The sequence below is a fragment of the Streptomyces umbrinus genome (assembly GCF_030817415.1).
Classification (GTDB): domain Bacteria; phylum Actinomycetota; class Actinomycetes; order Streptomycetales; family Streptomycetaceae; genus Streptomyces; species Streptomyces umbrinus_A.
On the sequence record NZ_JAUSZI010000002.1, the window covers coordinates 1683629 to 1706231 of the forward strand.

Genomic DNA, 22603 nt, shown 5'->3' on the forward strand with positions numbered 1-22603 from the left:
CTGCCGACATCTATGTGCCGGCATCTATGTGGAATGCCGCCGGGGCACGATGATGTGATAGCCCGAGTCCAGCAGCCGGGGCAGATAGTCGCGCAGCGCCGTCACACTCTGCGTGCGGTCCCCGCCCGCGTCGTGTCCGAGGACCACGACGCCCGGGGCCGCGCCCTTGATGACCCGGCCCTCGATCGCGTCGGCACCCGGCGAGGTCCAGTCGAGGGTGTCGACGGTCCAGGCGAGCGGTTCCATGCCGAGTTCGGCGCCGATCTGGAAGGCGGCCCGGTTCCAGGCCCCGTACGGCGCGCGGAACCAGCCGGGCCGCTCCCCGGTTCCCTCCTCGATGACATCGCAGGTGCGCTCCATCTGGGAGCGGATCTCGGCCCTGGTCAGCCGGGTCAGCAGGGGGTGGGACCAGGTGTGGTTGCCCACCACGTGTCCCTCGTCGGCCATCCGGCGCAGCAGGTCCTTGTGGCCGGCGGCCATCTCCCCGCACACGAAGAACATGGCGCGCACCTTGTGGGCCTTGAGCGTGCGCAGGACCTGAGGGGTATAGCGGGGGTCGGGCCCGTCGTCGAAGGTCAGGACCATGGTCTTGCCGCGCCCCGACATACGCAGGAACGGCTGGTGCCGTACGAGGGTCCGCGCGGCCGTGCCGCGGACCGGCCCGTATCCGGCGATGGGCTGAAGACGGTAGGCGGAGGGTCTCAGGGCCGCGCGCTTCGCCTGGGCGCCGGCGGCGGGAGCGGCGGAGGACCGGACCGGGGAGCCCGGGTCGGCGGTGAGCACCTGTACCGTGCCGGCCGCGCCCACCGCTCCCAGCACGGCGGCGCCGGCGAACAACGCCCGGCGCCGCGAGAGGAACTGATCCTTATTCATGAGTAATCAGTCGCCCGACCGACGTGTGCCGCAGCACATGTCCACCGGTGCGGACGCACGAAAGCACCCGTTGAGAGCAGTTCCCGGGCGTCGGGAGCGGCTCAGCGGCGGCGTACGAGCGGGAAGGGCAGCGTCTCGCGGATGGTGAGCCCGGTGAGGAACATGACGAGCCGGTCGACGCCGATGCCGAGCCCTCCGGTGGGCGGCATGGCGTACTCCAGGGCGTCGAGGAAGTCCTCGTCCAGCTCCATCGCCTCCGGGTCTCCCCCGGCGGCGAGCAGCGACTGCGCGGTGAGACGCCGGCGCTGTTCGACGGGGTCGGTCAGCTCGGAGTAGGCGGTCCCCAGCTCGGTGCCGAAGGCCACGAGGTCCCAGCGCTCGGCGAGCCGAGGGTCCAATCGGTGCTGGCGGGTAAGCGGGGAGACGTCGGTCGGGAAGTCCTTGTAGAAGGTCGGCAGCTCGGTCTTCTCCTCGACCAGGCGTTCGTACATTTCGAGGACGACATCGCCACGGCCGTGCTCGGCGGTGTACGGGACGCCCGCCCGGTCGCACAGCCGGTGCAGGGACTCCAGGGGCGTGTCGGCGTCGATCTCCTCCCCCAGCGCCTCGGAGATCGCCCCGTAGACCGTCCTGACGGGCCAGGGTCCCGAGATGTCGTGCTCGGTGCCGTCCTTGCGGGCGACCGGCGAACCGAAGGCGGCGGTCGCCGCGCCCTGGATCAGTTCGCGGGTGAGGTCGAGCATCACGTCGTAGTCGGCGAAGGCCTGGTAGGCCTCCAGCATCGTGAACTCGGGGTTGTGCTTGTAGGAGACGCCCTCGTTGCGGAAGGTGCGGCCCATCTCGAAGACCTTCTCCATGCCGCCGACGCACAGCCGCTTCAGATACAGCTCGGGGGCGATCCGCAGATAGAGGTCGAGGTCGTAGGCGTTGATGTGGGTGTGGAAGGGCCGGGCGTTGGCGCCGCCGTGGATCTGCTGGAGCATCGGCGTCTCGACCTCCAGATAGCCGCGTTCCAGAAGGCCCTGGCGCAGGGCCTGGACGGCGGTGGACCTGGCTCGTACGACGTCCCGTGTGTCCGGGCTCGCGACCAGGTCGAGATAGCGGCGGCGGACCTTGGCCTCGGGGTCGGCGAGGCCGCGCCGCTTGTCCGGCAGGGGGCGCAGGCACTTGCCGATGAGCTGCCAGGAGGTGACGAAGACCGTGGGCTGCCCCTTGTCGCTGACACCGGTCAGACCGGTGACGCTGACGTGGTCGCCGATGTCGACGTCCTCTCGGAACCGGTCGAGGCCGGGGCCCGTGTCCTTCCGGGTGAGGGCGAGCTGGAAGTCGCCGGACCAGTCGCGCAGGACGGCGAAGACGATGCCGCCGAAGTCGCGTACGAGCATGACGCGGCCCGCGACCGTCACGTGCTGCCCCTCGCGGACCTCGGCGAGGGTGTGGGTGCGGGGCGGGATGCCGACCGGGTAGGGGTCGATGCCCTCTTCGCGGAGCCGGTCGAGTGTGCGGTGCCGGATGCGGACCTGTTCGGGCAGGCCGGACGTCGGATCGGCGGCCTCGGCCTCGTCCCCACCGTCGAGGCCGAGCGCCGACAGCGACGGCAGGCCCTCGGTGCTCGCCGGTTTCGGCCCGCCCTTCGCGTGCCCCCGGCCCCGGAGCGTGCGCAGCGACGGTACGGAGACGAAGCCCTCCGCGATGCCCGAGGCCAGTCCGATCCGGGCGAGGGCCGCGGTGTCTCCGTAACAGATGAAGCGCGGATACCACTCGGGGTGGTACTTGGCGTTGGACCGGTAGAGGGCCTCCAGCTGCCACCACTTGGAGAAGAACAGCAGCAGGCGGCGCCAGAGTCTGAGGACCGGTCCGGCGCCGATGCGGGCGCCCTCCTCGAAGACCGAGCGGAACACGGCGAAGTTGAGCGAGATCCTGCGCACGCCGAGCTTTCCGGCGACCGCGCACAGCTCGGCGACCATGAACTCCATGACGCCGTTGGGTGCGCTGCGGTCCCGGCGCATCAGGTCGAGCGAGACGCCGTCGCGGCCCCAGGGCACGAGGGACAGCAGCGCGAGCAGTCTGCCGTCGGAGTCGATCGCCTCGACGAGGAGGCAGTCGCCGTCCTCGGGGTCGCCGAGCCGGTCCAGGGCCATGGAGAAGCCGCGCTCGGTCTCGGTGTCCCGCCAGGCGTCCGCCCTGTCGACAATCTCCTCCATCTCCTCGTCGGTGAGGGTGGAGTGTCTGCGTACGCGGCAGGTGGCGCCGGTGCGGCGGACGCGGCCCACCGCCTGTCGGGCCACCCGCATGTCGCGGCCGTCGAGGTCGAAGCCGGCGACGTGCAGGATCGCCTCGTCGCCGAGCTGCAGAGCTCCGAGCCCTGAGCGTGCGTACGCCTTCGCGCCCTCCTCGGAGGCGCCCATGACGGCGGGGGCCCAGGCGTAGCGGCGGGCCACGTCGAGCCAGGCGCCGATGGCGTGCTGCCAGGCCTCGCGGTCGCCGACGGGGTCTCCGCTGGCGAGGCACACCCCGGCTTCGACACGGTAGGTGACGGCGGCCTTGCCGCTGGGTGAGAAGACGACGGCCTTGTCGCGACGGGTGGCGAAGTAGCCGAGCGAGTCGTCCGCCCCGTACGCCTTCAGCAGGGCGCGGATGCGGCGCTCCTCGTCGCCGTGCAGGGCCGCCTCCATACGCTGGGAGCGGAAGAGGGTGGACGCCGCGTTCAGCAGGGCGAGCGCACCGAACAGGCCGAGGAAGAAGAACAGCGGGCGGGGTGGCCGCCCGTCGAAGGCGCCGCCCGAGATCAGTCCGCCGCAGACCCGGTCGGCGGCCCACAGCAGCCGCTGGCCGCGCGGCAGTGTGCCGGGGAAGAGTTCGACGAGGCCCCAGCCGACGAGGATCGCCACGGCCAGCCCGGCGAGCAGCACGCCGAGGGCGCGGCGCACCGCGGCTCTGCGCGAGTCCGCGTAGAACTCCCGGCGGGCCACGATCAGCAGGCCCAGGGCCAGGGCGCAGACCACGAGCGAGGGGACGGAGTCGGCGTACTGGCCCATCGCGGTGCCCAGCACGTCGACGAGGACCAGCAGTCCGAGATAGACGACGACCAGCCACCAGGCGATCTTCTTGCGGGCCGCGATGGCGGCGGCGAGGAGGAACAGGAAGACGGCGTACGCGAGGTTCGCGCTGACCGGGACCACGACCAGGTTCAGCACGTGGACGACCGGGCGCAGCAGCCGGCGCAGCGGCGGGATGAAGGCCAGCACCAGACAGAGCAGGCCGAGGGCGGCGAAGAAGACCGCGAATCCCTCGGGCACCTTGCTGAGGAGACCGTCCCGCGACGGGCGTATCGGCCCTGTCGTGTCCTTCGGGTCCCTCGGGGCTTCCGCCCGGACGCCGGCACTCATGCTCTCGACTGTAGGAAGAGCGGGGCCCGGCCGCCTGTCGAGCGCGGCCGTGCGCGGTCCCGGGCGACCGTGGGAGCCACCCGTTCCGATAGCCTCTGCGCCGTGACGGAACAGCACCCCCACCAGTTCGAACGGGGCACCGACGGGCCCAAGGTCATCGTGGTCGGCGTGGACGGCTCCGACTCGTCCCTGCGCGCCGCCGCCTACGCCGCGGGGCTGGCCCGGCGCCAGCGGGCGCTGCTCGCCCTGGTCTACATCCAGCCGGTGATGGCGGCCGGCGCCGCGCTCGGGGTTCCGGTCGCCGAGACGACCGACCAGATCGCCGAGGAGCTGGTGCGGGAGATCCGGGACGCGACCGAGCAGGTCAAGGGCATATTCGATGTGCGCTGGGAGTTCCACACCTTCCGCGGCGACCCGTACAACGGACTCGTCTCGGCGGCGGACCAGCTCAAGGCGGACGCCGTCGTCGTGGGCGCCTCCGAGCAGGCGGGCCACCGGATCGTCGGTTCCGTCGCGATCCGCCTGGTGAAGGCGGGGCGGTGGCCGGTGACTGTGGTGCCGTAGAGCGCCGAGCAGTGCGGGCGGTGCCGTCGGTGCGGGCGCCGGGGGTACGGACGGCGCTCCCCAGGCGTTCACGCCCGCGAGGCGCTTCAACGCGCCCCGCTACTTCATCTGCTTCGCCGGCTTCCCCATGACGAGGCCGTCGGCGGCCGCGCCCCGGCTGAGGACGACGCGGCGGATCCGGTCGCGTACAGCGGTCACGTCGGCTCCTTGGCCGATCGCGCTGTTGAGATCGACCACGCGGCCCGAGTCGACGTCGAACCACTGGGGTACGAATTCGGCCTTCTCGACCCGCCAGCGGTCGCCGGACCTCTCCGGCGGGGCGAAGGTGAAGCGGCCGATCGTGCTCTCGTTGCCGCGGGGGTCCTGGGCGCCGCTGTGGTTGGTCATCCTGCCCGCGATCTGGTCGCCCATCCCGTAGATCACCCAGGTTCCGTTGACCTTCTCGTACGCCTGGGGCACGTGGGCGTGGGTGCCGAGGATCAGGTCGATGTCGGGGCGGCCGTCCGTGCGGGCCCCGGTGAGCCGCTTGCTCAGGTCCAGCTGCTGGTCGTCCGGCTCGTCCTGCCATTCGGTGCCCCAGTGCAGGGACACGACCACGACGTCGGCACCGGCCTTCCGGGCGGCCCGGGCGTCCGTGACGATCCGGTCGGAGTCGATGAGGTTGACGGCCCAGGGTTCGCCGGCCGGGAGCGGGAAGCCGTTCGTGCCGTACGTGTACGCGAGGTGGGCGACCTTGGCGGTGCCCGTCTGCATGATCGTGGGCGCGCCCGCCTCGGCGGCGCTGCGGGCGGACCCGGCGTGCCGCACCCCGGCCCGGTCGAGCGCGTCGAGGGTGCGGTGGATACCGGCGGCGCCGTCGTCGAGGGTGTGGTTGGAGGCGGTCGAGCAGGCGTCGTAGCCGGTCGCGGCGAGGCCCTCCGCCACCTGCGGCGGGGACTTGAAGGTGGGGTAGCCGGTGTAGTCGCCGTCCGCTCCGTACACCGTCTCCATATGACAGATCGCCAGGTCGGCGCGGGCCACGACGGGTTTGACCCCCGACAGCATGGGGCGGAAGTCGTAGCCGTAACCGCCCGCGTCGGCCTTCGCCCTGTCGATGATCGAGCTGTGCGGGAGGACGTCACCGGAGGCGACGAGTGTGAAGCCCTGCGCCGACGCTCCGCCCCCGACCGGGCTCCCCCGGCGTTTCGGCCCGTCCTGACCTTGACAGCTCGCGACAACCGCGGCGCAGCACAGGACCGCGAGGACCGTTGCCGCCTGTCGGGTGCGTGGTGTCCTCGCCATTCTCGGCCTCGCTCCCATGCGGCTCAATACCACTCAATGCGGTCGTATTTGAGTACGAACCCATATGTGTCCAGATAAGAGTCCGACGGGAGGCAAGAAGGCGCCACTGCCACTGCCCCGAACGGGGTTCCAGGACGGGGCCATTGGGGCGAACCGAGATGCGGAGGCGGAGCCTTCCGTCCCGGTTGACCGTTCGTCGTACCGTTCGTCGACGGGTTCGACCGTCTGCCGACGAGCCGTGTCCGTGGCCTGTCCCGGCGGGTCGCCCTGCGCTGGCATACGGCCATGACGGCCGCCACGACCATGACCAGCAGGACGACCGCCGAGCACGAGCTGGCCGAATTGCAGCGGGAGCACGGCGCACCGCTCTTCGCCCTGATGCTGAGGCTCTCCGACGGAGACCGCCAGCGTGCCGAGGATCTGGTGCAGGAGACGTTCGTACGCGCCTGGCAGCATCCCGAGGCGCTGCGCGCCGACGACTTCGAGTCCGTACGGCCCTGGCTGCTGACGGTGGGCCGGCGGCTGGCCATAGACGCGCGGCGGGCCCGTCAGGCGCGGCCCGCCGAGGTCGGGGACGCCGTACTGGAGAGCGCGCGGGTCGCGGCCGATCACGCGGAACGCTCGGTGGCGACCCTCGATGTGCGAGAGGCTGTGAAGACACTCACTCCGGAGCACCGTGAAGTCCTGGTGCAGGTGTATTTCCGGGGGGCGAGTGTGGCGGAGGCCGCCGAGGCCCTGGGGATTCCGCCCGGTACCGTGAAATCTCGCGCGTACTACGCGCTGCGCGCCCTGCGCCGGGTTCTTCCGGGATACGCGGCCGACCTGCGGTGAAACCGGAGGCCAGGTCAAGCCTCCGTAAAGCGCCTTGCCGAGGACCATGGTTGAGCAATCAGCTGTCTTCATCCGTGTTCCGGACTGGGGCCCGGGGTCGGGCGACGCGCACGCACCGGAGGAAGGCAGGAAGGGATGCTGCACAGAGGTCAAGAGAGCACGGACGGCGCGGGCGGTGGTGAACTCACCGTCCCCATGGCGTGGTTGTACGCCGAGTACATCGCCGACGAACTGCTGCGGACGGGCGACCTGATGCCGCCGACGTCCTTCGAGTTCCGCGCCGGGCGCGACGCCCTGGCGCTCACCATCTTCCTGTCGGACACGAGTGGCGAACTCTCCGGCATCCGGGTCGTCTCACAGCTGGAGACGTGGTTGTCGCTGACGGCGTACGACCAGCCGTGGCAGGACTGGGTGCGCGAGCGCATGGCCGGACTCGCGGCCGAGGCGATCGACGCGGGTGGCCCGGCGCCGGATCTGGACCTGGCGACGGCGGCCTGGCGCTGGCTGGAGGAGACCGAACTGCTCGCGCCCGACCTGGACGCGGTGCCGGGCGGCGGTCCGGTCATCGGGGAGGACGACGGCCCGAAGGTCTGGACGCCCGCCTGGCAGCTGGGGCTGCCGCTGGGGCACCTGGCGATCCATCTTTTCTGAGCGATTTTCCGACAGACTTCCCCCTCCAACTACCCTGGCCAGTTTTTTCTGAACCTCGACCAATCCGAGGGCCCGTCCGCTCCGAATCTCTTGGTTCGTTTCCTGCGGGACTTGAGTGATTCGGCGGTCTCCTGCGTACCGGTGGGCAAGCAACTACTCCCCGCACACACACCCCATCGGCACCGAGGATTTGGTATGAGGTCGCTGGAACGCCACCGCGACGTCGGCGCATATGCGCTCGGCGTGCTGGACGAGGCGGATGCCTTCCGCTTCGAGGACCACCTCACGGAGTGTCCCCAGTGTGCGGTTCAGATACATGAACTGGCAGCCACCACACGGTCGTTGCGGGCATACGCCCAGGCGACGCCACGTGCGGTGCATCCCATGACGCAGGCCGGGCCGGCCCTGCTGGACCGGCTCCTGGACGATGTCGCGTCGACACGCCGCAGCGGGCGCAGGCGCTGGCTGTACGCCGTCGCCGCGGCCGTGGTCTTCGCCGTGGGCGGTCCCGCGGTGGCGGTCTTCACCGGGGACGAGTCCTCCGGCGGCCAGACGGTCGCGGCGACCGACCCGTCGTCGGGCGTATGGGCCGAGGTCACCACCCTGAACCGCGCCTGGGGCAGCGAAGTGGACCTGAAGGTCAAGAACGCGCCGAGTCTCCTGCGCTGCCAGCTCGTCGCCATAGGCCGCGACGACTCGGAGCAGGTCGTACTCAGCTGGACCGTGCCCGAGAAGACCGGCGGGACCGCCGAGAGCAAGCCCTCCGAGCCCATGCAGGGCGCGGCGGCGATGCATCCCGGCGAGGTCGTCCGCTACGAGGTGCGCAACCCGGACGGGCAGGCACTGGTGACGCTCAAGGCCCCCTGAGGCGCGGGCGCCTGACGGCACCTAAGCGGGTGCCCGACGGCCCTTGCGTGGGCGCCTGACGGCCGGTCACGGCTCGCCGTGGCTTCACATGGCCTACTTCAGGAACTTCGACATCCTGCGGTCCGCGAGGGGCTTGCCGCCCGTCTGGCAGGTCGGGCAGTACTGGAGGGACGAGTCGCTGAAGGAGACCTCGCGGATGGTGTCGCCACAGACCGGGCAGGACTCTCCGGTGCGGCCGTGGACCCGCAGTCCGCTCTTCTTCTCGGCCTTCAGCCGGCCCGCGGCGATTCCGTGGGAGCGCTCGACGGCGTCGGCGAGGGTCGTCCGCAGGGCCTCGTACAGCCGCCCCGTCTCCTCCGGCGTGAGGGACGAGGCGAGCTTGAAGGGCGACATCTTCGCGGCGTGCAGGATCTCGTCGCTGTAGGCGTTCCCCACTCCCGCGATCAGACTCTGGTCACGCAGGGCGCCCTTCAGCTGCCGCCGCTCGCCGTGTAGGAGCTTCGCGAAACGGGCCTCGTCGAAGTCGTCGGCCAGCGGGTCCGGGCCGAGCCGGGCGACACCCGGGACCTCACCCGGATCCCGTACGACGTACACGGCCAGCCGCTTCTGGGTGCCCGCCTCGGTGAGGTCGAAGCCCTCGCCGGTCTCCAGGGCGACGCGCATCGCCAGCGGGCCCTTGCCGGGCCGCGGCGGCCCGTCCGGAAGCCGGTCCTTCCAGTGCAGCCACCCCGCCCGTGCCAGATGCGTCACGAAGCGCGGCCCGCCGTCCGTCTCCAGGTCCAGAAACTTCCCGTGCCGGTGCACGGCCACGACCTCACGCCCTTCGAGGGCGCTCAGCGGCGGCTCGTACGTCTTCAGCACACTGATCGCGACGGGCAACACCCGCACGATCTCGTGACCGACCAGATGATCACCCAGAAAGTTCCTCAGGGCTTCGACCTCAGGCAGCTCCGGCATAGAACCAGGGTGCCACCCCCGCCCCTCCACGGCGCGGGGCTGTGACATCGTGCGGCTCCGCCACGTGGGCGCGACAAGCCTCAACGACCGGCACATCACAACGCACCCGCAAGCCTCCAGCCCCGCTCACTTCCGTTCGGGCACCGAGAACTCGCACCACACGCACTTGCCACCACCCCGAGCCTCCACGCCCCACACATCCGCGAGCCGGTCGACCAAGAGCAGCCCCCTCCCGGAGACCCCGGACTCCCCCGCCTCCCGCCGCCGCGGCAACGCACTGGACGCGTCCTCGACCTCCACACGGAGCCGCCGGTCGAGCCCGGCGAGGACACGCAACGTCACAATCGCGGAGCCCTCCGTGTGCATCAGGGCATTGGTGATCAGCTCGTCCGCGACCAGCTCGATCTCGTCGGCCCTCTCACCCGCGCCCCAGGCGCGTACGGCCGCCCGGATCATGTGCCGGGACTCGGCGAGCGCCTCGGGGTCGCCGGGCCCGACGTGCTGCTGGAGGCGGCCTCCGGGGCGCTGCGCGTCGAGGCCGAGGCGCCGCATCAGGAGCAGCGCCACGTCGTCCTCGCCGCCGCGTTCCTCGGCCACGTCGATGAGCCGGTCCGCGAGGTCGCGTACGTCGTCGGGGCCGGTGGAGATGAGCGCGCGCAGGGTCTGCATGCCGTCGTCGAGGTCGATCCCGGGCTGTTCGACGAGGCCGTCGGTGCACAGCAGGAGGGTCTGGCCGGGGTCGAGTTCGAGGGTGTTGACCGGGTATTCGAGGCGCCCGAACAGGGCGGAGAGGCCGAGGGGCAGGCCCCCTTCGACGGGCAGTCTGCGGCAGCTGCCGTCGGTGTCACGGACAAGCGGGTCGATGTGGCCCGCCCTGACGACCTGCATCACACCGGTGGACAGGTCGACCTCCGCGTACAGGCAGGTGGCGAAGCGCTCGGTGTCGAGTTCGTGCAGGAAGACGGAGGCGCGGGCCATGACGGTGGCGGGGGTGTGGCCCTCGGCCGCGTAGGCGCGCAGGACGATGCGCAGCTGGCCCATGACGGCGGCCGCGTGCGTGTCGTGGCCCTGGACGTCGCCGATGACGGCCCCGACGCGTCCGCCGGGCAGCGGGATCACGTCGTACCAGTCGCCGCCGATGTCCCGGCCGAGGGAGCCGGAGCGGTAGCGGACCGCGATGTCGGCGCCGGGGACGCTGGGGATGGAGCGCGGCAGCATGGCCTGTTGGAGGCCCTGGGCGAGGTCCTTCTCCTGCTCGTAGAACATGGCCCGCTGGAGGCTCTGCGCGATGCTGCTGCCGAGCGCGACCAGGACGTTGCGGTCCTCCGACGAGAAGCCATGCCGGTCGTTGTAGAGCAGTCCGATGGCGCCGATGGGTCTGGCCTGGGCGATGAGCGGCAGATAGGCGGCCGAGGTGATCTCCAGACCGGTGATGTGCGGCCAGAGCAGCGGGTAGCGCTCGGCGAACTCCTCCGGCGACTCGATGAAGCGCGGGGCGAGCGTGCGCACGGCCTCGCTCATCGGGTACTGCTCGTCGATACGGGTGACCAGGGTGCCCGGTACGAAGCTGCCCTCGGGGCCCTCGGCGACCAGCCGGATGCGGCCGGCCTCGACCAGACCCATGACGAGACTCTTGGCGCCCAGGTGGGTGACCCCGTGGGTGTCCTTGAGGACGTCGATGACGTCCTGGACGGTGTGGGCGTGCGCGAGGGCCGCGGTGGTGATCTGCACGACGTTCGTCTGCTCGCGGCGGGCCGCGTCCAGGGCGGCCTGCTCGCGGCGGGCCTCGGCCTCGCCGAGTTCCTCCGTGGCGTCGCGGACGATGCCGATGATGCGGCGCGGACGGCCGGTCTCGTCGCGCCGGATGTAGCCCTGGGTGTGGGTCCAGCGCAGGGTGCCGTCACGGCGGCGGACCCGGAAGTACGCCCCGTAGTTCTCGCTGCCGTCCTTGATGGCCTGGGAGACATGGGCGTCCAGGCGGCGGCCCTCGGTCGGCGGCACCCGGGGGCTCAGCGATTCGGGGCGGCCGTCGAACTCGTCGGGGCGCACGTCGAAGATCTCGTGGGCCAGGGCATCCATCTGAAACGTTCCGGTGTCCAGGTCCCAGTCGAAGCTGCCCATGCGGTTGAGCGCCAGGATCGGGTCCGGGTGGGCGGGCCAGTCGTCCGGGAGTGACAGGGCGCTCGCTCCCCGATCAACCATGGGCCCACCTTGCCAGGATTTGGGTGATTCTTCGACCCGTGGGACGCCCTCGGGAACCGCTCGGCCGACGGATGTACGACAGGTTGCGCACGGCCGCGCCTAGCCGGGGATCAGGCCGCCGCCGTCGGGCAGATCGGGGCCCTCCGGGACGGTGTCGGGGCCGGCCTCGCTGTCCGGGGAGTCCAGCGGCGGTTCGGGCTGGTCGACGGTGGGCTCGTCGGGGACGTCCGTGTCGGGCGGCGTGCCCGTGTCCGTACCGTCCGGGGGCGACACCAGGCCGTCGGAGGGGTCCGGAGTGGCCGTCTCGGTGACCGTGGGGCAGTCCGAGGGGTCCGGGGGCGTGGTGTCCGTGGAGTCGTCCGTCGGAGTGCCCTCGGTGGTGCCGGGGGTGATGGTCACGGTCGGTGTCACGCAGTCGCTCGCGGACTCGTCGGCGCTTTCCGGGGAACTCTCCGACGACGACCCGTCGGGCGACGGCCGATCGGACGACGAATCGTCCGGCGACAGCGAGGATCCGTCCGGGCGCGGGCTGTGCGGGTCGACGAGGGGCGCGGGCACGATGCGGTCCTCGTCGCCGTCGTGGTCGCCGATCCGCCTCTCGATCCAGGTGTTGTTCTGGATGTTGATGATCGTGATGTTGACGATCACCCGCGGGGCCGGAGTGACCACGATGACCTTGGTGGGCTGGTAGCCGGACCACGGGCGGCCGTTGTGCCCGGTGGTTCCCTGGAGGGCGACCGGCGGCTTGAGGGGGTTCCCGCAGGCGCAGCGCACACGCGGTACGCCCCGGTTGTCGACGAGGACGGCGGTGCCCGCCTGGAGGACGGCCTGGTACTCGGTCGCGCGCCCGTCCCGGAAACCGTGGTTCGTGACTCTGGTGTCGGCGCGCAGCACGACCGAGGTCAGCCCGCGCAGGTAGTCGGGGATGCCTGCCTGGGCGATGCCTGCGGCCCGAGCGAAGGCGCGCGCCTTGACCTGGTCGGCGGTGAGGAAGCGGATCTGCCGGTCGACGTCGCAGCTGCCGACGTGCCGGGTGCCTCCGTAGAGGCCCGGCGTGCCGCCGGAGATGGACCTCACGCCCTCCGCCGTGGCCGTGGCGTGTCCGGTGGGCGTGGACTCGGGCGTACGGGTGACGGGTGGCGCGGTCGCGGTGGCCGTGGAGTCGGTGAAGGGGTCCGGGCCCTGGTCCGCTACCGGCTGGAGGAAGACCTCGCCGCCGGAGGTGGCGGAGCCGGACGCCTTGTCCCCGTCGCCGCCGCAGCCCCCCGTGAGGAGCGCCGCGGAGAGCGCGCAGGCCGTGACGAGGGTTCTGGTGGGTATGCGCACCACGTTCTCCCGTCCGTCCCGGTCCGGCCCGGGCAATATGTCCACCATTGTCTGCGCCGGTCCCGGGAACCCCGCAAGCCGGAGCGAGTCACGCAGCGTCACAATGGCAGGGAAGGGAGCGGGCTCCGTGGAGTGGTTCACAGCCCCCGAGTACTGGATGAGCCGGCTGGTCCTCCAGAAGGCTCTGGCCGTGATCTATCTCGTCGCGTTCCTGGGCGCGGCGTTGCAGTTCCGTGCACTGATCGGCGAGCGCGGGATGCTGCCGGTGTCCCGGTTCGTGGCGCGGGTGCCGTTCCGGCAGGCGCCGAGCGCGTTCCATCTCCACTGCTCCGACCGCTTCTTCGCGGCCTGGGCGTGGACCGGCTGCGCGGTGTCGGTGGCGCTCGTCGCCGGGCTGGACGGTCTGCTGCCGCTGTGGGGCGCCATGCTGCTCTGGCTGGTGCCCTGGGTCATGTATCTGTCGATCGTGAACGTCGGCCAGACCTGGTACTCGTTCGGCTGGGAGTCCCTGCTCCTGGAGACCGGCTTCCTCGCGGTCTTCCTGGGCAACGACGAGGTCGCGCCGCCGGTCGTGGTGCTCTTCCTGCTGCGCTGGATCCTGTTCCGCGTCGAGTTCGGGGCGGGGCTGATCAAGATGCGCGGCGACGCGTGCTGGCGCAAGCTGACGTGCCTCGACCACCACCACGAGACCCAGCCGATGCCCGGCCCGCTGAGCTGGTTCTTCCACCATCTGCCGAAGCCGCTGCACCGGGTCGAGGTGGCCGCCAACCACTTCACCCAACTCGTCGTTCCCGTCCTGCTGTTCACGCCTCAGCCCGTCGCCACGGCCGCCGCGTCCCTGATGATCCTCACCCAGCTGTGGCTGATCCTGTCCGGCAACTTCTCCTGGCTGAACTGGATCACGATCGTGCTGGCCCTCTCGGCACTGGAGCTCCCGGGCACGGCCCCGGACGTCCCCGGCGCCCCGCTCTGGTACGAGGTCGTGGTCCTCGCGGTCGCCGTGCTGCTCGTGACGCTGAGCTACCGCCCGGTCCGCAACATGATCTCCCGCCGCCAGGTCATGAACCGCTCCTTCGACCCCCTCCACCTGGTGAACACCTACGGGGCGTTCGGCAGCGTCAGCCGTATCCGGTACGAGGTGGTGGTCGAGGGCACGGCCGACTCCGTACCCCACGAGGACTCCGACTGGCGGGAGTACGAGTTCAGGGGCAAGCCCGGCGATCCGAGGCGCTGGCCGCGTCAGTTCGCCCCGTACCACCTGCGGCTCGACTGGATGATGTGGTTCGCCGCGCTCTCCCCCGCCTACGCCGAATCGTGGTTCGGCACCCTGGTGGAGCGGCTCCTGGAGAACGACCGGGACACGCTGCGCCTCCTGCGCCGCTCCCCGTTCCCGCCGGACGCACCGCCCCGGTACGTCCGGGCCCGCCTCTTCCGCTACCGGTACACGACCTGGCAGGAACTGCGGGAGACGGGCGCCTGCTGGGAGCGGACGTATGTACGGGAATTCCTACCACCGACGCGGCTGGACGTGGTGGTCCAGAGGTCGTAGAAGTGAATCCGCACTGTGCGTCAGAGGCCGTAGACGCGGGTCGCGGTGGCCGCGAAGATCTCCTCCTGTTCGCTCTCACCGAGTTTCCCGGTCAACTGGCCCGCGATGTCCGCCACTTCGGTGTACGAGGCAACGAGGGTGCACACCGGCCAGTCGGAGCCGAACATGAGCCGGCCGGGGCCGAAGGCTTCCAGCACGGTGTCCGAGTAGCGGGTCAGGTCGCCCACCTTCCAGCCCTTCGGGTCCGCCTCCGTGACCATTCCGGAGAGCTTGCAGACGGTGTTCGGCAGCGCCGCGAGGGCGTGGATGCCGGTGGCCCAGGGTTCCGGCTCGCCCGCGGCGATCGGGGGCTTGCCCAAGTGGTCCAGTACGAAGGTGAGTTCGGGGTGGAGCTCCGCCGCCCTCGCGCAGGCCCGCAGTTGGTGCGGGAGGACCACCAGGTCGTAGACCAGGCCCGCCTCGGCGACCGCCGCCAGTCCTCGGCGTACGTCCTCGCGCAGCAGCCATTCGGGGTCCGGCTCGCCCTGGACCTGGTGACGGATGCCCTTGAGGTGACGGCCGCCCGGCAGTTCGCGCAGCCGGGCCAGTTCGTCGGCCACGCCGGGACTGGTGAGGTCGGTCCAGCCGACGACTCCGCCGATCAGGTCCTGTGCCTCCGCCAGGGCCAGGAACTCCGGGGTCTCCTCCGCCACCGTGACCGTCTGCACGAGGACGGTCCGGGTGACTCCGACGGCACGTGCCTCGGGCTCCAGGTCCTCGACGGTGAAGTTCCTTCTCAGGGGCACCAGTTCGGGGCCGGTGATCCAGTCCTGGTCCCGTACGGAGAGGTCCCAGACGTGGTGGTGGGCGTCGACGGCGCCCGTGCGTGCGGTCATGGCAGCTCCCATACGACCGGAAGCTCCGCCCGTGAGCCCTCGGCCGAGTAGTCGTGCACCACGTCGAGGAGCTCCGCCATCCGGGCCTGCCAGGCGATGTTGACGGGCAGTTGCTCCAGTTCGGCGAGGAGTCGCGGGTAGTCCTCGCACTCCAGGACGTGGAAGAGGTCGGTTCCGCTGCGCCAGATCGTCCAGGAGGAGGCTCCGGCGGCGCGGATGGCGTCCGTGAGCTTCTCGGGGACCTCGCGGTGGGCGGCGTCGTACTCGGCGACGCGGTCGGCGCGGACCTTGGTGTGCAGGGCCACTCTCATGACGGCTCCTCCGGCTTCGACGCGTCCTCGCCGGGTACGGGGGCGTCGGCGGGCAGAAGGCCCGCGTCCCGCACCTCCTGCCAGAAGGCGGCGGGCACGGGCGCCGTGAACTGCTCGGCGCAGTCGCGGACTTCGTGCGGCGACTTCGCTCCCACGAGGACGCCCGCGACGGCCGGATGGGCGGCGCAGAAGGCCAGGGCGGCGGCGCGCAGGGTGGTGCCGTGCCGGTCGGCCATGGCGTCGAGAGCGAGGGCGCGGTCCAGCACCTCGGGCGGTGCGGCCGTGTAGTTGAACGTCGCTCCCGGCCTCGGGTCGGCCAGCAGACCGGAGTTGAAGGCACCCCCGACGACGACCGAGGTCCCGCGCTCCTGCGCGGCCGGCAGCAGTTCGGCCAGGGCGCCCTGGTCGAGGAGGGTGTAGCGCCCGGCGCAGAGCACCACGTCGACGTCGGTGTCGAGGATGAAGCGGGTGAGCATCTCGGCCTGGTTCATGCCCGCGCCGATCGCGCTCACCACGCCCTCCGCGCGGAGTTTCTCCAGCGCCGGATAGCCCTCCCGGAAGGCCTGTTCGGCGTGGTCGTCCGGGTCGTGGAGGTAGACGACGTCCACCCGGTCGAGGCCGAGCCGTTCCAGGCTGGCCTCCAGGCTGCGGCGTACGCCGTCCGCGCTGAAGTCCCAAACGCGGCGGTGTGTGGCGGGCACGGCGAAGCCGTTGGCGAGGTCGTTGGCGAGGTCGTCGCCGCCCGCGTCGCTGGGCTCCAGACGGCGGCCCACCTTGGTAGAGATGGTGTACGCCGACCGGGGGCGCTCGCTCAGGGCCGCCCCCAGGCGGCGTTCGGAGAGGCCGATGCCGTAGTGGGGCGCGGTGTCGAAGTACCGGACGCCCGCGTCCCAGGCGGCGACCACGGTCTCGTACGCCTGCTCGTCCGGGACCTCCGTGAAGAGGTTGCCGATGCCGGCCGCGCCGAGGGCGAGGGTGGTGATCTCGACGCCGCTGCGGCCGAGCCTGTTCACGGGCTCGCCCACCGGCCCGCTCACTGGCCCGCCGGACGCAGTCGCAGCCCCTGCATACCGCCGTCCACGGCGAGCGCGGTGCCGGTGGTGGCGCCGGACAGCGGGCTCGCCAAGTAGGCGACGGCGCCCGCGACTTCGGACGCGGAGACGAGGCGGCCGGTGGGCTGGCGGGCCTCCAGAGCGGCCCGTTCGGCGGCGGGGTCCGTCGCGGCGTCGAGGAGGCGGCCGACCCACGGGGTGTCGACGGTCCCGGGGTTCACGCAGTTGACGCGGATGCCCTCGCGGACGTGGTCGGCGGCCATGGCGAGGGTCAGCGACAGGACGGCGCCCTTGGACGCGGAGTACAGGGCGCGCTGCGGGAGGCCCGCGGTGGCCGCGATGGAGCAGGTGTTCACGATGGCCGCGTGCGAGGACTTCCGCAGGTGCGGCAGGGCCGCCCGGGCCGTACGGACCATGCCGAGGACGTTGACGTCCAGCACGCGGTGCCAGACCTCGTCGTCGTTGTCCTCGACGGTGCCCTGGGCGCCGATGCCCGCGTTGTTGATCAGCACGTCGAGGCCGCCCAGGTCGGCGACCGCGGCGGCGACGGCCCGGCGTACGGAGTCGTCGTCGGTGACGTCCGCCTGATAGCCGAGCAGGGGCTTCTCCACGCTCGTGGGGTCCAGGTCGAGCACGGCGACCTGGGCGCCGCGGAAGGCGAGGAGCTCCGCGGTGGCCCGGCCGATGCCGGAGGCGCCGCCCGTCACCAGGGCCTTGAGGCCCTCGAAGTCGCTCATGCCGCCTGCTCCTTCTGCCGGTCGAGGTCGGCGGCCCAGAAGGTGCCGCCGGGGAACGTGAACTCCGCGATGGACTCCGGCCGCATGGTCGCCGAGAAGCCCGGTGAGGTGGGTGCCATGTAGTGACCCTCTCTGATCACCACCGGGTCGAGGAAGTGGGCGTGCAGATGATCGACGTATTCGATCACCCGGTCCTCGGTCGTGCCGGACAGTGCCACGTAGTCGAACATCGAGAGGTGCTGGACCAGTTCGCACAGGCCGACGCCGCCGGCGTGCGGGCAGACCGGGACGCCGAACTTGGCCGCGAGGAGCAGGATCGCGAGGTTCTCGTTGACGCCGCCGACACGGGCCGCGTCGATCTGCAGGACGTCGATGGCACCCGCCTGGAGAAGCTGCTTGAAGATGATCCGGTTCTGTACGTGCTCGCCGGTGGCGACCTTGACCGGGGCGATCGCCTTGCGGATCGTGGCGTGGCCGAGGACGTCGTCGGGGCTGGTGGGCTCCTCGATCCAGTACGGGTCGAACTCGGCGAGTGCCCTGGTCCACTCGATGGCCTCGTCGACGTTCCAGCGCTGGTTGGCGTCGATGGCGACGCGGATGTCGGGCCCGACCACGGAACGGGCCACCCGGCAGCGGCGTACGTCGTCGGCGAGGTCCGCGCCGACCTTCAGCTTGATCTGGGTGAAGCCGTCGGCGACGGCCTGGCGGGCCAGCCGGGTCAGCTTCTCGTCCGAGTAGCCCAGCCAGCCGGGCGAGGTGGTGTAGCCGGGGAAGCCGCGCTCCTTGAGCAGCGCGACGCGTTCCGTCGCGCCCTCCCGGCCCCGGGTCAACAGGCTCAGGGCCTCCTCGGGCGTGAGGACGTCCGCGATGTAGCGGAAGTCCACCTGGGACACGAGCCATTCGGGCGTGGCGTCAGCGAGCAACTGCCAGAGCGGCTTCTCGGCGTGCTTGGCGGCCAGGTCCCAGACGGCGTTGACGACGGCGCCGATCGCCATGTGCATCACGCCCTTCTCGGGCCCGAGCCACCGCAGTTGGCTGTCCCCGATCAGGTCCCGGCTCAACGCGCCCGGATCCGCGCACAGTTCGTCCACCGGCCGGCCCAGGATGTGCGGGCGCAGCGCCTCGATCGCGGCGACCTGGACATCATTGCCCCGCCCGATGGTGAAGGTGAATCCGTGTCCCTCCAGGCCGTCGGCCGTGTCGTCGCTGCCTGTGCGCAGCACGACGTACGCGGCCGAGTAGTCGGGGTCCGGGTTCATCGCGTCGGAGCCGTCGAGCTCGCGCGAGGTGGGGAAACGGATGTCGTAGGTGTCGACCGCGGTGATGCGAGCGGCAGATGAGGACACGGAGGTGCCTTTCGGTCAGGGACAGGCGCCCTTCAGGGGCGCGAGGAACTGCGCGACCAGCCACGACGGACCCGCGGCTGCACACGACACCTAGTCCTGCGCACGGCCGGTGGTCACGCGGGCGATCATCAGGGCAACAAGGATGATTCCCCCATAAATGGCTTGGATCCAGAAGGACGGCACCTGCGCAAGGGTGAGCAGGTTCTGCACAACCCCAAGAAGGAGGACGCCCGTCAGGGCGCCGAACATCGTGCCCTTGCCCCCGTCGAGGCTGATGCCGCCGATGACCGCGGCCGCGAACACCGTGAAGATCATGTTCTGGCCCTGGTTGGCGTTGATCGCGCCGACGTAGCCGGTCTGCATGAGACCGCCGACCGCGGCGAGCGTCCCGGCCACGACGAACACGCCGAGCATCACGCGCTCGACCCGGATGCCGGCCGCGCGGGCCGCGTCCGCGTTGCCGCCGATCGCGTACAGGGCACGCCCCAGGCGGTGGTACTTGAGGAAGAACCCGGCGACGCCGAACGACGCCGCCGCCAGCCACACCGAGATGGGCACGGTCAGGAAGGTGGTGGTGGCGAGCGTGTAGAAGGCGTCGGGCATGCCGAAGAGCGTCTTGCCCTCGGTCGCGCCGACCAGCAGACCGCGCAGGATGATCAGCATCGCCAGCGTCACGATGAACGCGTTGAGCTTGAGCTTCACCACGAGGATGCCGTTGAAGCCGCCGATGATCGCGCCCACCACGAGGATCGCGAGCAGGGCGACTCCGGCGGGCAGTTCCGTGCCCCAGCCCGACTGTGCGGCGGGCAGCAGCAACAGCGCGCCGACGGCGGGCGCGATGCCGACGACCGACTCAAGCGACAGGTCGAACTTGCCGGTGATGAGCACGAGCGACTCGGCGAGGACCACCATCGCGAGGGCTGCCGAGGCCCCAAGGATGGAGATCAGGTTCTGCTCGGTGAGGAAGGCGTCGTTGACGAACGCACCGAGGACGAGCAGCAGCAACAGGGCCGGTACGAGGGCGAGTTCGCGTGCCCTGCGCAGGAGTACGGCCTTGGCGTCGGCCTTGCTCTTGAGTGGCCGTAGGGGGGTGGAGGCCGAGGCCGACGGGGCCTTCGTGTCAGCCATGGTGGTCCACTCCTTCGATGGAGGCGATCAGCTCGTGGTCGCGCCAGCCCGCCGGGTGCTCGGCGACGACGCGGCCGTGGAAGAGGACGAGGACGCGGTCGCAGCGGCGCAGGTCGTCGAGTTCGTCGGAGACGACGAGCACGGCGGTGCCGTCGTCCCGGGCCGAGTCCATGCGGGAGAGCAGGGACTCCTTGGACTTCACGTCGACGCCCGCGGTGGGGTTGATCAGGACCAGCAACCGTGGGTCGGAGGCGAGGGCCCGGGCCATGACGACCTTCTGCGCGTTGCCGCCGGAGAGGTCGGACACGGGCTGGTCTGGTCCCGCGGTGTGGATGTCGAGCCGCTCGATCAGCTCGTCGGCGAAGCCCCGTTTGCGGTCGGTGCCGACGAACCCGTACCGGCCGAGGCGGTCCAGGACGCTCATGGTGGCGTTGTCGCCGACGGTCATGCCGAAGACAAGTCCCTGCCCGTGCCGGTCGCGCGGGACACAGCCGACCCCCGCGCGCAGAGCGGCTGTCACATCGCCGAACGGCAGCCGCCTGCCCTCCAGTTGGGCGGTTCCGCCGGTCGGCGTGTGCAGTCCCGCGAAGGACTCGGCCAGCTCGATCTTGCCGCTGCCGCTCGATCCGGCGAGACCGACGACCTCACCACCACGGACGGTGAGGTCGATGCTCTCGTACGACTCCGACGTGAGCCCGTGTGCTTCGAGGACGACGGGCGCGCCGGCGTCCACGTCGCCACGGGATGCCTTCTCCTCCACGGCGGCGATGGACTCCCCCGCCATGGCCTCGACCAGGGCCGCCCGCGGCAGCTCGGCCACCGGGGCCGTGGTGATCCAGCGGGCGTCGCGCAGGACCGTCACGGTCTGGCACACCTCGTACACCTCCTGGAGGTGGTGCGAGATGAACAGGAACGTGACGCCGGATTCCTGGAGCGCGCGCATGCGGGTGAAGAGGCGCTCGATCTCCCGGTTGTCGAGCTGGGCGGTCGGTTCGTCGAGGACGATGAACCGGGCGCCGAAGCTCAACGCCCGGGCGATCTCCACCATTTGGCGGTCCTCGACCTTGAGGTCGGCGGTCCGCGCGTCCGGGTCGACGTGGACGTCCCAGGTGTCGAGGACCTCCGCGGCCTCGGTCTTCAGCCTGCGCCAGCTGATGAAGCCGCCGCGGCCCTGCGGCTGCCGGTTGATGAAGAGGTTCTCGGCGACCGTCAGCTCGGGGACGACGGTGGGCTTCTGGTAGACGCAGGCCACCTTGCGCCGCCAGGCGTCCCGGTCGGTGAGGGCGGGCGCGGGCTCGCCGTCGAAGCTGACCGTGCCCTCGTCGGGGGCCTGGAGGCCGGTGAGTACGGTGACGAGGGTGGACTTGCCCGCGCCGTTGCGCCCGACGAGGGCATGGGACTCGCCCGCGTGCACGGTCAGCTGTCCGTCGGCGAGGGCGACCGTGGGGCCGTACCGCTTGGCTATGCCCCGCGCCTCAACGAGTGGTGTGCTCATTTGACCGTGTTGCCCCACAGCTCGGGGTCGTCGACGTTCTCCTTGGTCACCAGCGGCGCCGGCAGCTGGTCCTCGAGGATGCCGCTGGGCAGCTTGACGATCTCGGAGTCGTGGTCGGTCGGACCCGGCTTGAAGGTCTTCCCCTCCATCGCCGCCTTGATGTAGTACATGCCGTACTTGGCGTAGAGGTCGGCCGGCTGCGAGACGGTGGCGTCGATCTGGCCCTTGCGGATGGCGTCGTACTCCTGCGGGATGCCGTCGTTCGAGACGATCGCGATGTGGCCCTTCTGGCCGACCGGCTTCAGCAGCCCCTTGGACTTCAGGGTCTGCAGCGTGGGCGCGAGGTAGACGCCGCCCGCCTGCATGTAGATGCCCTTGATGTCCGGGTTGGCGTTGAGGAGCGTGTCCAGCTTGGAGGCCGCCGTGTCGGACTCCCACTTCGCGGGGATCTCCAGGACCTTCAGCTTCGGGAACTTCTCCTTCACGCAGGCCCGGAAGGCCTCGGAGCGGTCCCGGCCGTTGACCGAGGCCAGGTCGCCCATGATCTGCACGACCTTGCCGGAGGGGATCTGCTTGCCGAGGTACTCGCAGGCCTTCTCCCCGTACGCGACGTTGTTGGCGCGTACGACCATCGCGACCTTGCCCTTCTCGGGCGCCACGTCCACGGCGACCACGGGCACGCCCTTGCGCTCGGCCTGGTCGAGCCCGGCGGAGATCGCGGCGCTGTCCAGGGGGGCCACGACGAGGCCCTTCACACCCTGGTTGAGCTGGTTGTTGATGTCCGTGATCTGCTGCGACGGGTCACTGTTGGAGTTCACGGTCTTGAGGGCGTCGACGTCCTCGGTCTTCGCCATCTTGGGCACGTAGTCGTTGTACGACTGCCAGAACGGCGAGGTCAGCAGGGGCAGGATCACGCCGACCTTGCCGCTGCCGTCGCCTCCGCCGTCGCCCTTGGAGGCGACGTTGTCCTTGGTGCTGCCGCATGCCGCGAGTACGAGCGTGGCGCAGGCGGCAACGGCCGCCGCACGTATCGCCCGTGAGGTGTTTCGACCGTTCCGGTACCGCACTGTTCTGCCGGCCATCTATCGGCTCCTCGTTGAGCGTGATCGAGCAGGTGCCACGCATATTTATCAGACCACTTCCCCCTGACAACACCCCTGGACCGCATT

Annotated in this window: 19 protein-coding genes; 5 read left to right on the plus strand and 14 right to left on the minus strand. The window is 70.8% G+C overall.

The window, feature by feature from the left end:
- Nucleotides 1-24: 24 nt before the first annotated feature.
- Both QF035_RS08290 and lysX read right to left on the minus strand, forming a co-directional pair.
- Nucleotides 25-873: a polysaccharide deacetylase family protein gene (locus tag QF035_RS08290; protein WP_307519301.1), complete on the minus strand. Its 849-nt coding sequence runs from the start codon at nt 871-873 to the stop codon at nt 25-27.
- A gap of 101 nt (nt 874-974) precedes the next feature.
- On the minus strand, nt 975-4262 hold the full coding sequence (gene lysX, locus QF035_RS08295; protein WP_307519302.1) for a bifunctional lysylphosphatidylglycerol synthetase/lysine--tRNA ligase LysX: 3288 nt from the start codon (nt 4260-4262) through the stop codon (nt 975-977).
- A gap of 102 nt (nt 4263-4364) precedes the next feature.
- On the opposite strand from lysX, the gene QF035_RS08300 reads away from it, so the two are divergent.
- On the plus strand, nt 4365-4826 hold the full coding sequence (locus QF035_RS08300; RefSeq protein ID WP_200394483.1) for a universal stress protein: 462 nt from the start codon (nt 4365-4367) through the stop codon (nt 4824-4826).
- Nucleotides 4827-4925: 99 nt separating this feature from the next.
- Here the strand turns inward: QF035_RS08300 and QF035_RS08305 are convergent, their stop codons facing one another.
- The gene (locus QF035_RS08305; protein WP_307519304.1) at nt 4926-6107 is read right to left on the minus strand and encodes a CapA family protein; all 1182 of its coding nucleotides are present in this window, start codon (nt 6105-6107) and stop codon (nt 4926-4928) included.
- A 285-nt stretch (nt 6108-6392) separates the two neighbouring features.
- Here QF035_RS08305 and QF035_RS08310 point away from each other — a divergent pair, with 285 nt between their 5' ends.
- The 3 genes from QF035_RS08310 to QF035_RS08320 all read left to right on the plus strand — a co-directional run bounded on the left by QF035_RS08310 (nt 6393) and on the right by QF035_RS08320 (nt 8456).
- Nucleotides 6393-6938 (plus strand): sigma-70 family RNA polymerase sigma factor, encoded by a 546-nt coding sequence (locus QF035_RS08310; protein ID WP_055617217.1) that lies wholly within the window; start codon nt 6393-6395, stop codon nt 6936-6938.
- A gap of 135 nt (nt 6939-7073) precedes the next feature.
- Nucleotides 7074-7589 (plus strand): hypothetical protein, encoded by a 516-nt coding sequence (locus tag QF035_RS08315; protein ID WP_055617218.1) that lies wholly within the window; start codon nt 7074-7076, stop codon nt 7587-7589.
- Between the two features lie 195 nt (nt 7590-7784).
- Entirely contained in the window at nt 7785-8456 is a 672-nt protein-coding gene (locus QF035_RS08320) for an anti-sigma factor family protein (RefSeq protein ID WP_307519305.1), read from the plus strand.
- 93 nt (nt 8457-8549) lie between these two features.
- Here QF035_RS08320 and QF035_RS08325 read toward each other — a convergent pair whose 3' ends face one another.
- The 3 genes from QF035_RS08325 to QF035_RS08335 form a co-directional block, all read right to left on the minus strand.
- The gene (locus tag QF035_RS08325; protein ID WP_307519306.1) at nt 8550-9413 is read right to left on the minus strand and encodes an Fpg/Nei family DNA glycosylase; all 864 of its coding nucleotides are present in this window, start codon (nt 9411-9413) and stop codon (nt 8550-8552) included.
- A 126-nt stretch (nt 9414-9539) separates the two neighbouring features.
- A complete protein-coding gene (locus tag QF035_RS08330) occupies nt 9540-11615 on the minus strand; it encodes a SpoIIE family protein phosphatase (RefSeq protein WP_307519309.1) in 2076 nt (691 codons plus the stop codon).
- 99 nt (nt 11616-11714) lie between these two features.
- Nucleotides 11715-12989: a DUF6777 domain-containing protein gene (locus QF035_RS08335; RefSeq protein ID WP_307519310.1), complete on the minus strand. Its 1275-nt coding sequence runs from the start codon at nt 12987-12989 to the stop codon at nt 11715-11717.
- Nucleotides 12990-13068: 79 nt separating this feature from the next.
- On the opposite strand from QF035_RS08335, the gene QF035_RS08340 reads away from it, so the two are divergent.
- Entirely contained in the window at nt 13069-14490 is a 1422-nt protein-coding gene (locus QF035_RS08340; protein WP_307519312.1) for a lipase maturation factor family protein, read from the plus strand.
- 20 nt (nt 14491-14510) lie between these two features.
- Here the strand turns inward: QF035_RS08340 and QF035_RS08345 are convergent, their stop codons facing one another.
- The 8 genes from QF035_RS08345 to QF035_RS08380 all read right to left on the minus strand — a co-directional run bounded on the left by QF035_RS08345 (nt 14511) and on the right by QF035_RS08380 (nt 22516).
- Nucleotides 14511-15365, minus strand: coding sequence for an amidohydrolase family protein (locus QF035_RS08345; RefSeq protein WP_307519313.1), 855 nt, complete (start codon nt 15363-15365; stop codon nt 14511-14513).
- Nucleotides 15362-15676: an L-rhamnose mutarotase gene (locus QF035_RS08350; RefSeq protein ID WP_307519314.1), complete on the minus strand. Its 315-nt coding sequence runs from the start codon at nt 15674-15676 to the stop codon at nt 15362-15364. Before QF035_RS08350 ends, QF035_RS08345 begins: the two co-directional genes overlap by 4 nt.
- Nucleotides 15673-16689, minus strand: a complete 1017-nt coding sequence (locus tag QF035_RS08355; protein WP_307530969.1) for an aldo/keto reductase — start codon at nt 16687-16689, stop codon at nt 15673-15675. Before QF035_RS08355 ends, QF035_RS08350 begins: the two co-directional genes overlap by 4 nt.
- Before the next feature lie 20 nt (nt 16690-16709).
- Nucleotides 16710-17465 (minus strand): SDR family NAD(P)-dependent oxidoreductase, encoded by a 756-nt coding sequence (locus tag QF035_RS08360; protein WP_307519316.1) that lies wholly within the window; start codon nt 17463-17465, stop codon nt 16710-16712.
- A complete protein-coding gene (locus QF035_RS08365; protein ID WP_307519317.1) occupies nt 17462-18811 on the minus strand; it encodes an L-fuconate dehydratase in 1350 nt (449 codons plus the stop codon). Before QF035_RS08365 ends, QF035_RS08360 begins: the two co-directional genes overlap by 4 nt.
- Nucleotides 18812-18901: 90 nt before the next feature.
- A complete protein-coding gene (locus tag QF035_RS08370) occupies nt 18902-19939 on the minus strand; it encodes an ABC transporter permease (RefSeq protein ID WP_307519318.1) in 1038 nt (345 codons plus the stop codon).
- Nucleotides 19932-21434, minus strand: coding sequence for a sugar ABC transporter ATP-binding protein (locus tag QF035_RS08375; protein WP_307519320.1), 1503 nt, complete (start codon nt 21432-21434; stop codon nt 19932-19934). The genes QF035_RS08370 and QF035_RS08375 overlap by 8 nt, the downstream gene beginning before the upstream one ends.
- A complete protein-coding gene (locus QF035_RS08380) occupies nt 21431-22516 on the minus strand; it encodes a sugar ABC transporter substrate-binding protein (RefSeq protein WP_307519323.1) in 1086 nt (361 codons plus the stop codon). Before QF035_RS08380 ends, QF035_RS08375 begins: the two co-directional genes overlap by 4 nt.
- Between the last annotated feature and the right edge of the window lie 87 nt (nt 22517-22603).

What these genes read in the sequence shown, in the direction of transcription:
- QF035_RS08325 (WP_307519306.1), bottom strand. Translation starts at nt 9,413, where the DNA reads ATGCCGGAGCTGCCTGAGGTCGAAGCCCTGAGGAACTTTCTGGGTGAT.
- QF035_RS08345 (WP_307519313.1), bottom strand. Translation starts at nt 15,365, where the DNA reads ATGACCGCACGCACGGGCGCCGTCGACGCCCACCACCACGTCTGGGAC.
- QF035_RS08335 (WP_307519310.1), bottom strand. Translation starts at nt 12,989, where the DNA reads ATGGTGGACATATTGCCCGGGCCGGACCGGGACGGACGGGAGAACGTG.
- QF035_RS08290 (WP_307519301.1), bottom strand. Translation starts at nt 873, where the DNA reads ATGAATAAGGATCAGTTCCTCTCGCGGCGCCGGGCGTTGTTCGCCGGC.
- QF035_RS08380 (WP_307519323.1), bottom strand. Translation starts at nt 22,516, where the DNA reads ATGGCCGGCAGAACAGTGCGGTACCGGAACGGTCGAAACACCTCACGG.
- QF035_RS08320 (WP_307519305.1), top strand. Translation starts at nt 7,785, where the DNA reads ATGAGGTCGCTGGAACGCCACCGCGACGTCGGCGCATATGCGCTCGGC.
- QF035_RS08315 (WP_055617218.1), top strand. Translation starts at nt 7,074, where the DNA reads ATGCTGCACAGAGGTCAAGAGAGCACGGACGGCGCGGGCGGTGGTGAA.
- QF035_RS08375 (WP_307519320.1), bottom strand. Translation starts at nt 21,434, where the DNA reads ATGAGCACACCACTCGTTGAGGCGCGGGGCATAGCCAAGCGGTACGGC.
- QF035_RS08310 (WP_055617217.1), top strand. Translation starts at nt 6,393, where the DNA reads ATGACGGCCGCCACGACCATGACCAGCAGGACGACCGCCGAGCACGAG.
- QF035_RS08350 (WP_307519314.1), bottom strand. Translation starts at nt 15,676, where the DNA reads ATGAGAGTGGCCCTGCACACCAAGGTCCGCGCCGACCGCGTCGCCGAG.
- QF035_RS08305 (WP_307519304.1), bottom strand. Translation starts at nt 6,107, where the DNA reads ATGGCGAGGACACCACGCACCCGACAGGCGGCAACGGTCCTCGCGGTC.
- QF035_RS08330 (WP_307519309.1), bottom strand. Translation starts at nt 11,615, where the DNA reads ATGGTTGATCGGGGAGCGAGCGCCCTGTCACTCCCGGACGACTGGCCC.
- QF035_RS08370 (WP_307519318.1), bottom strand. Translation starts at nt 19,939, where the DNA reads ATGGCTGACACGAAGGCCCCGTCGGCCTCGGCCTCCACCCCCCTACGG.
- QF035_RS08360 (WP_307519316.1), bottom strand. Translation starts at nt 17,465, where the DNA reads ATGAGCGACTTCGAGGGCCTCAAGGCCCTGGTGACGGGCGGCGCCTCC.
- lysX (WP_307519302.1), bottom strand. Translation starts at nt 4,262, where the DNA reads ATGAGTGCCGGCGTCCGGGCGGAAGCCCCGAGGGACCCGAAGGACACG.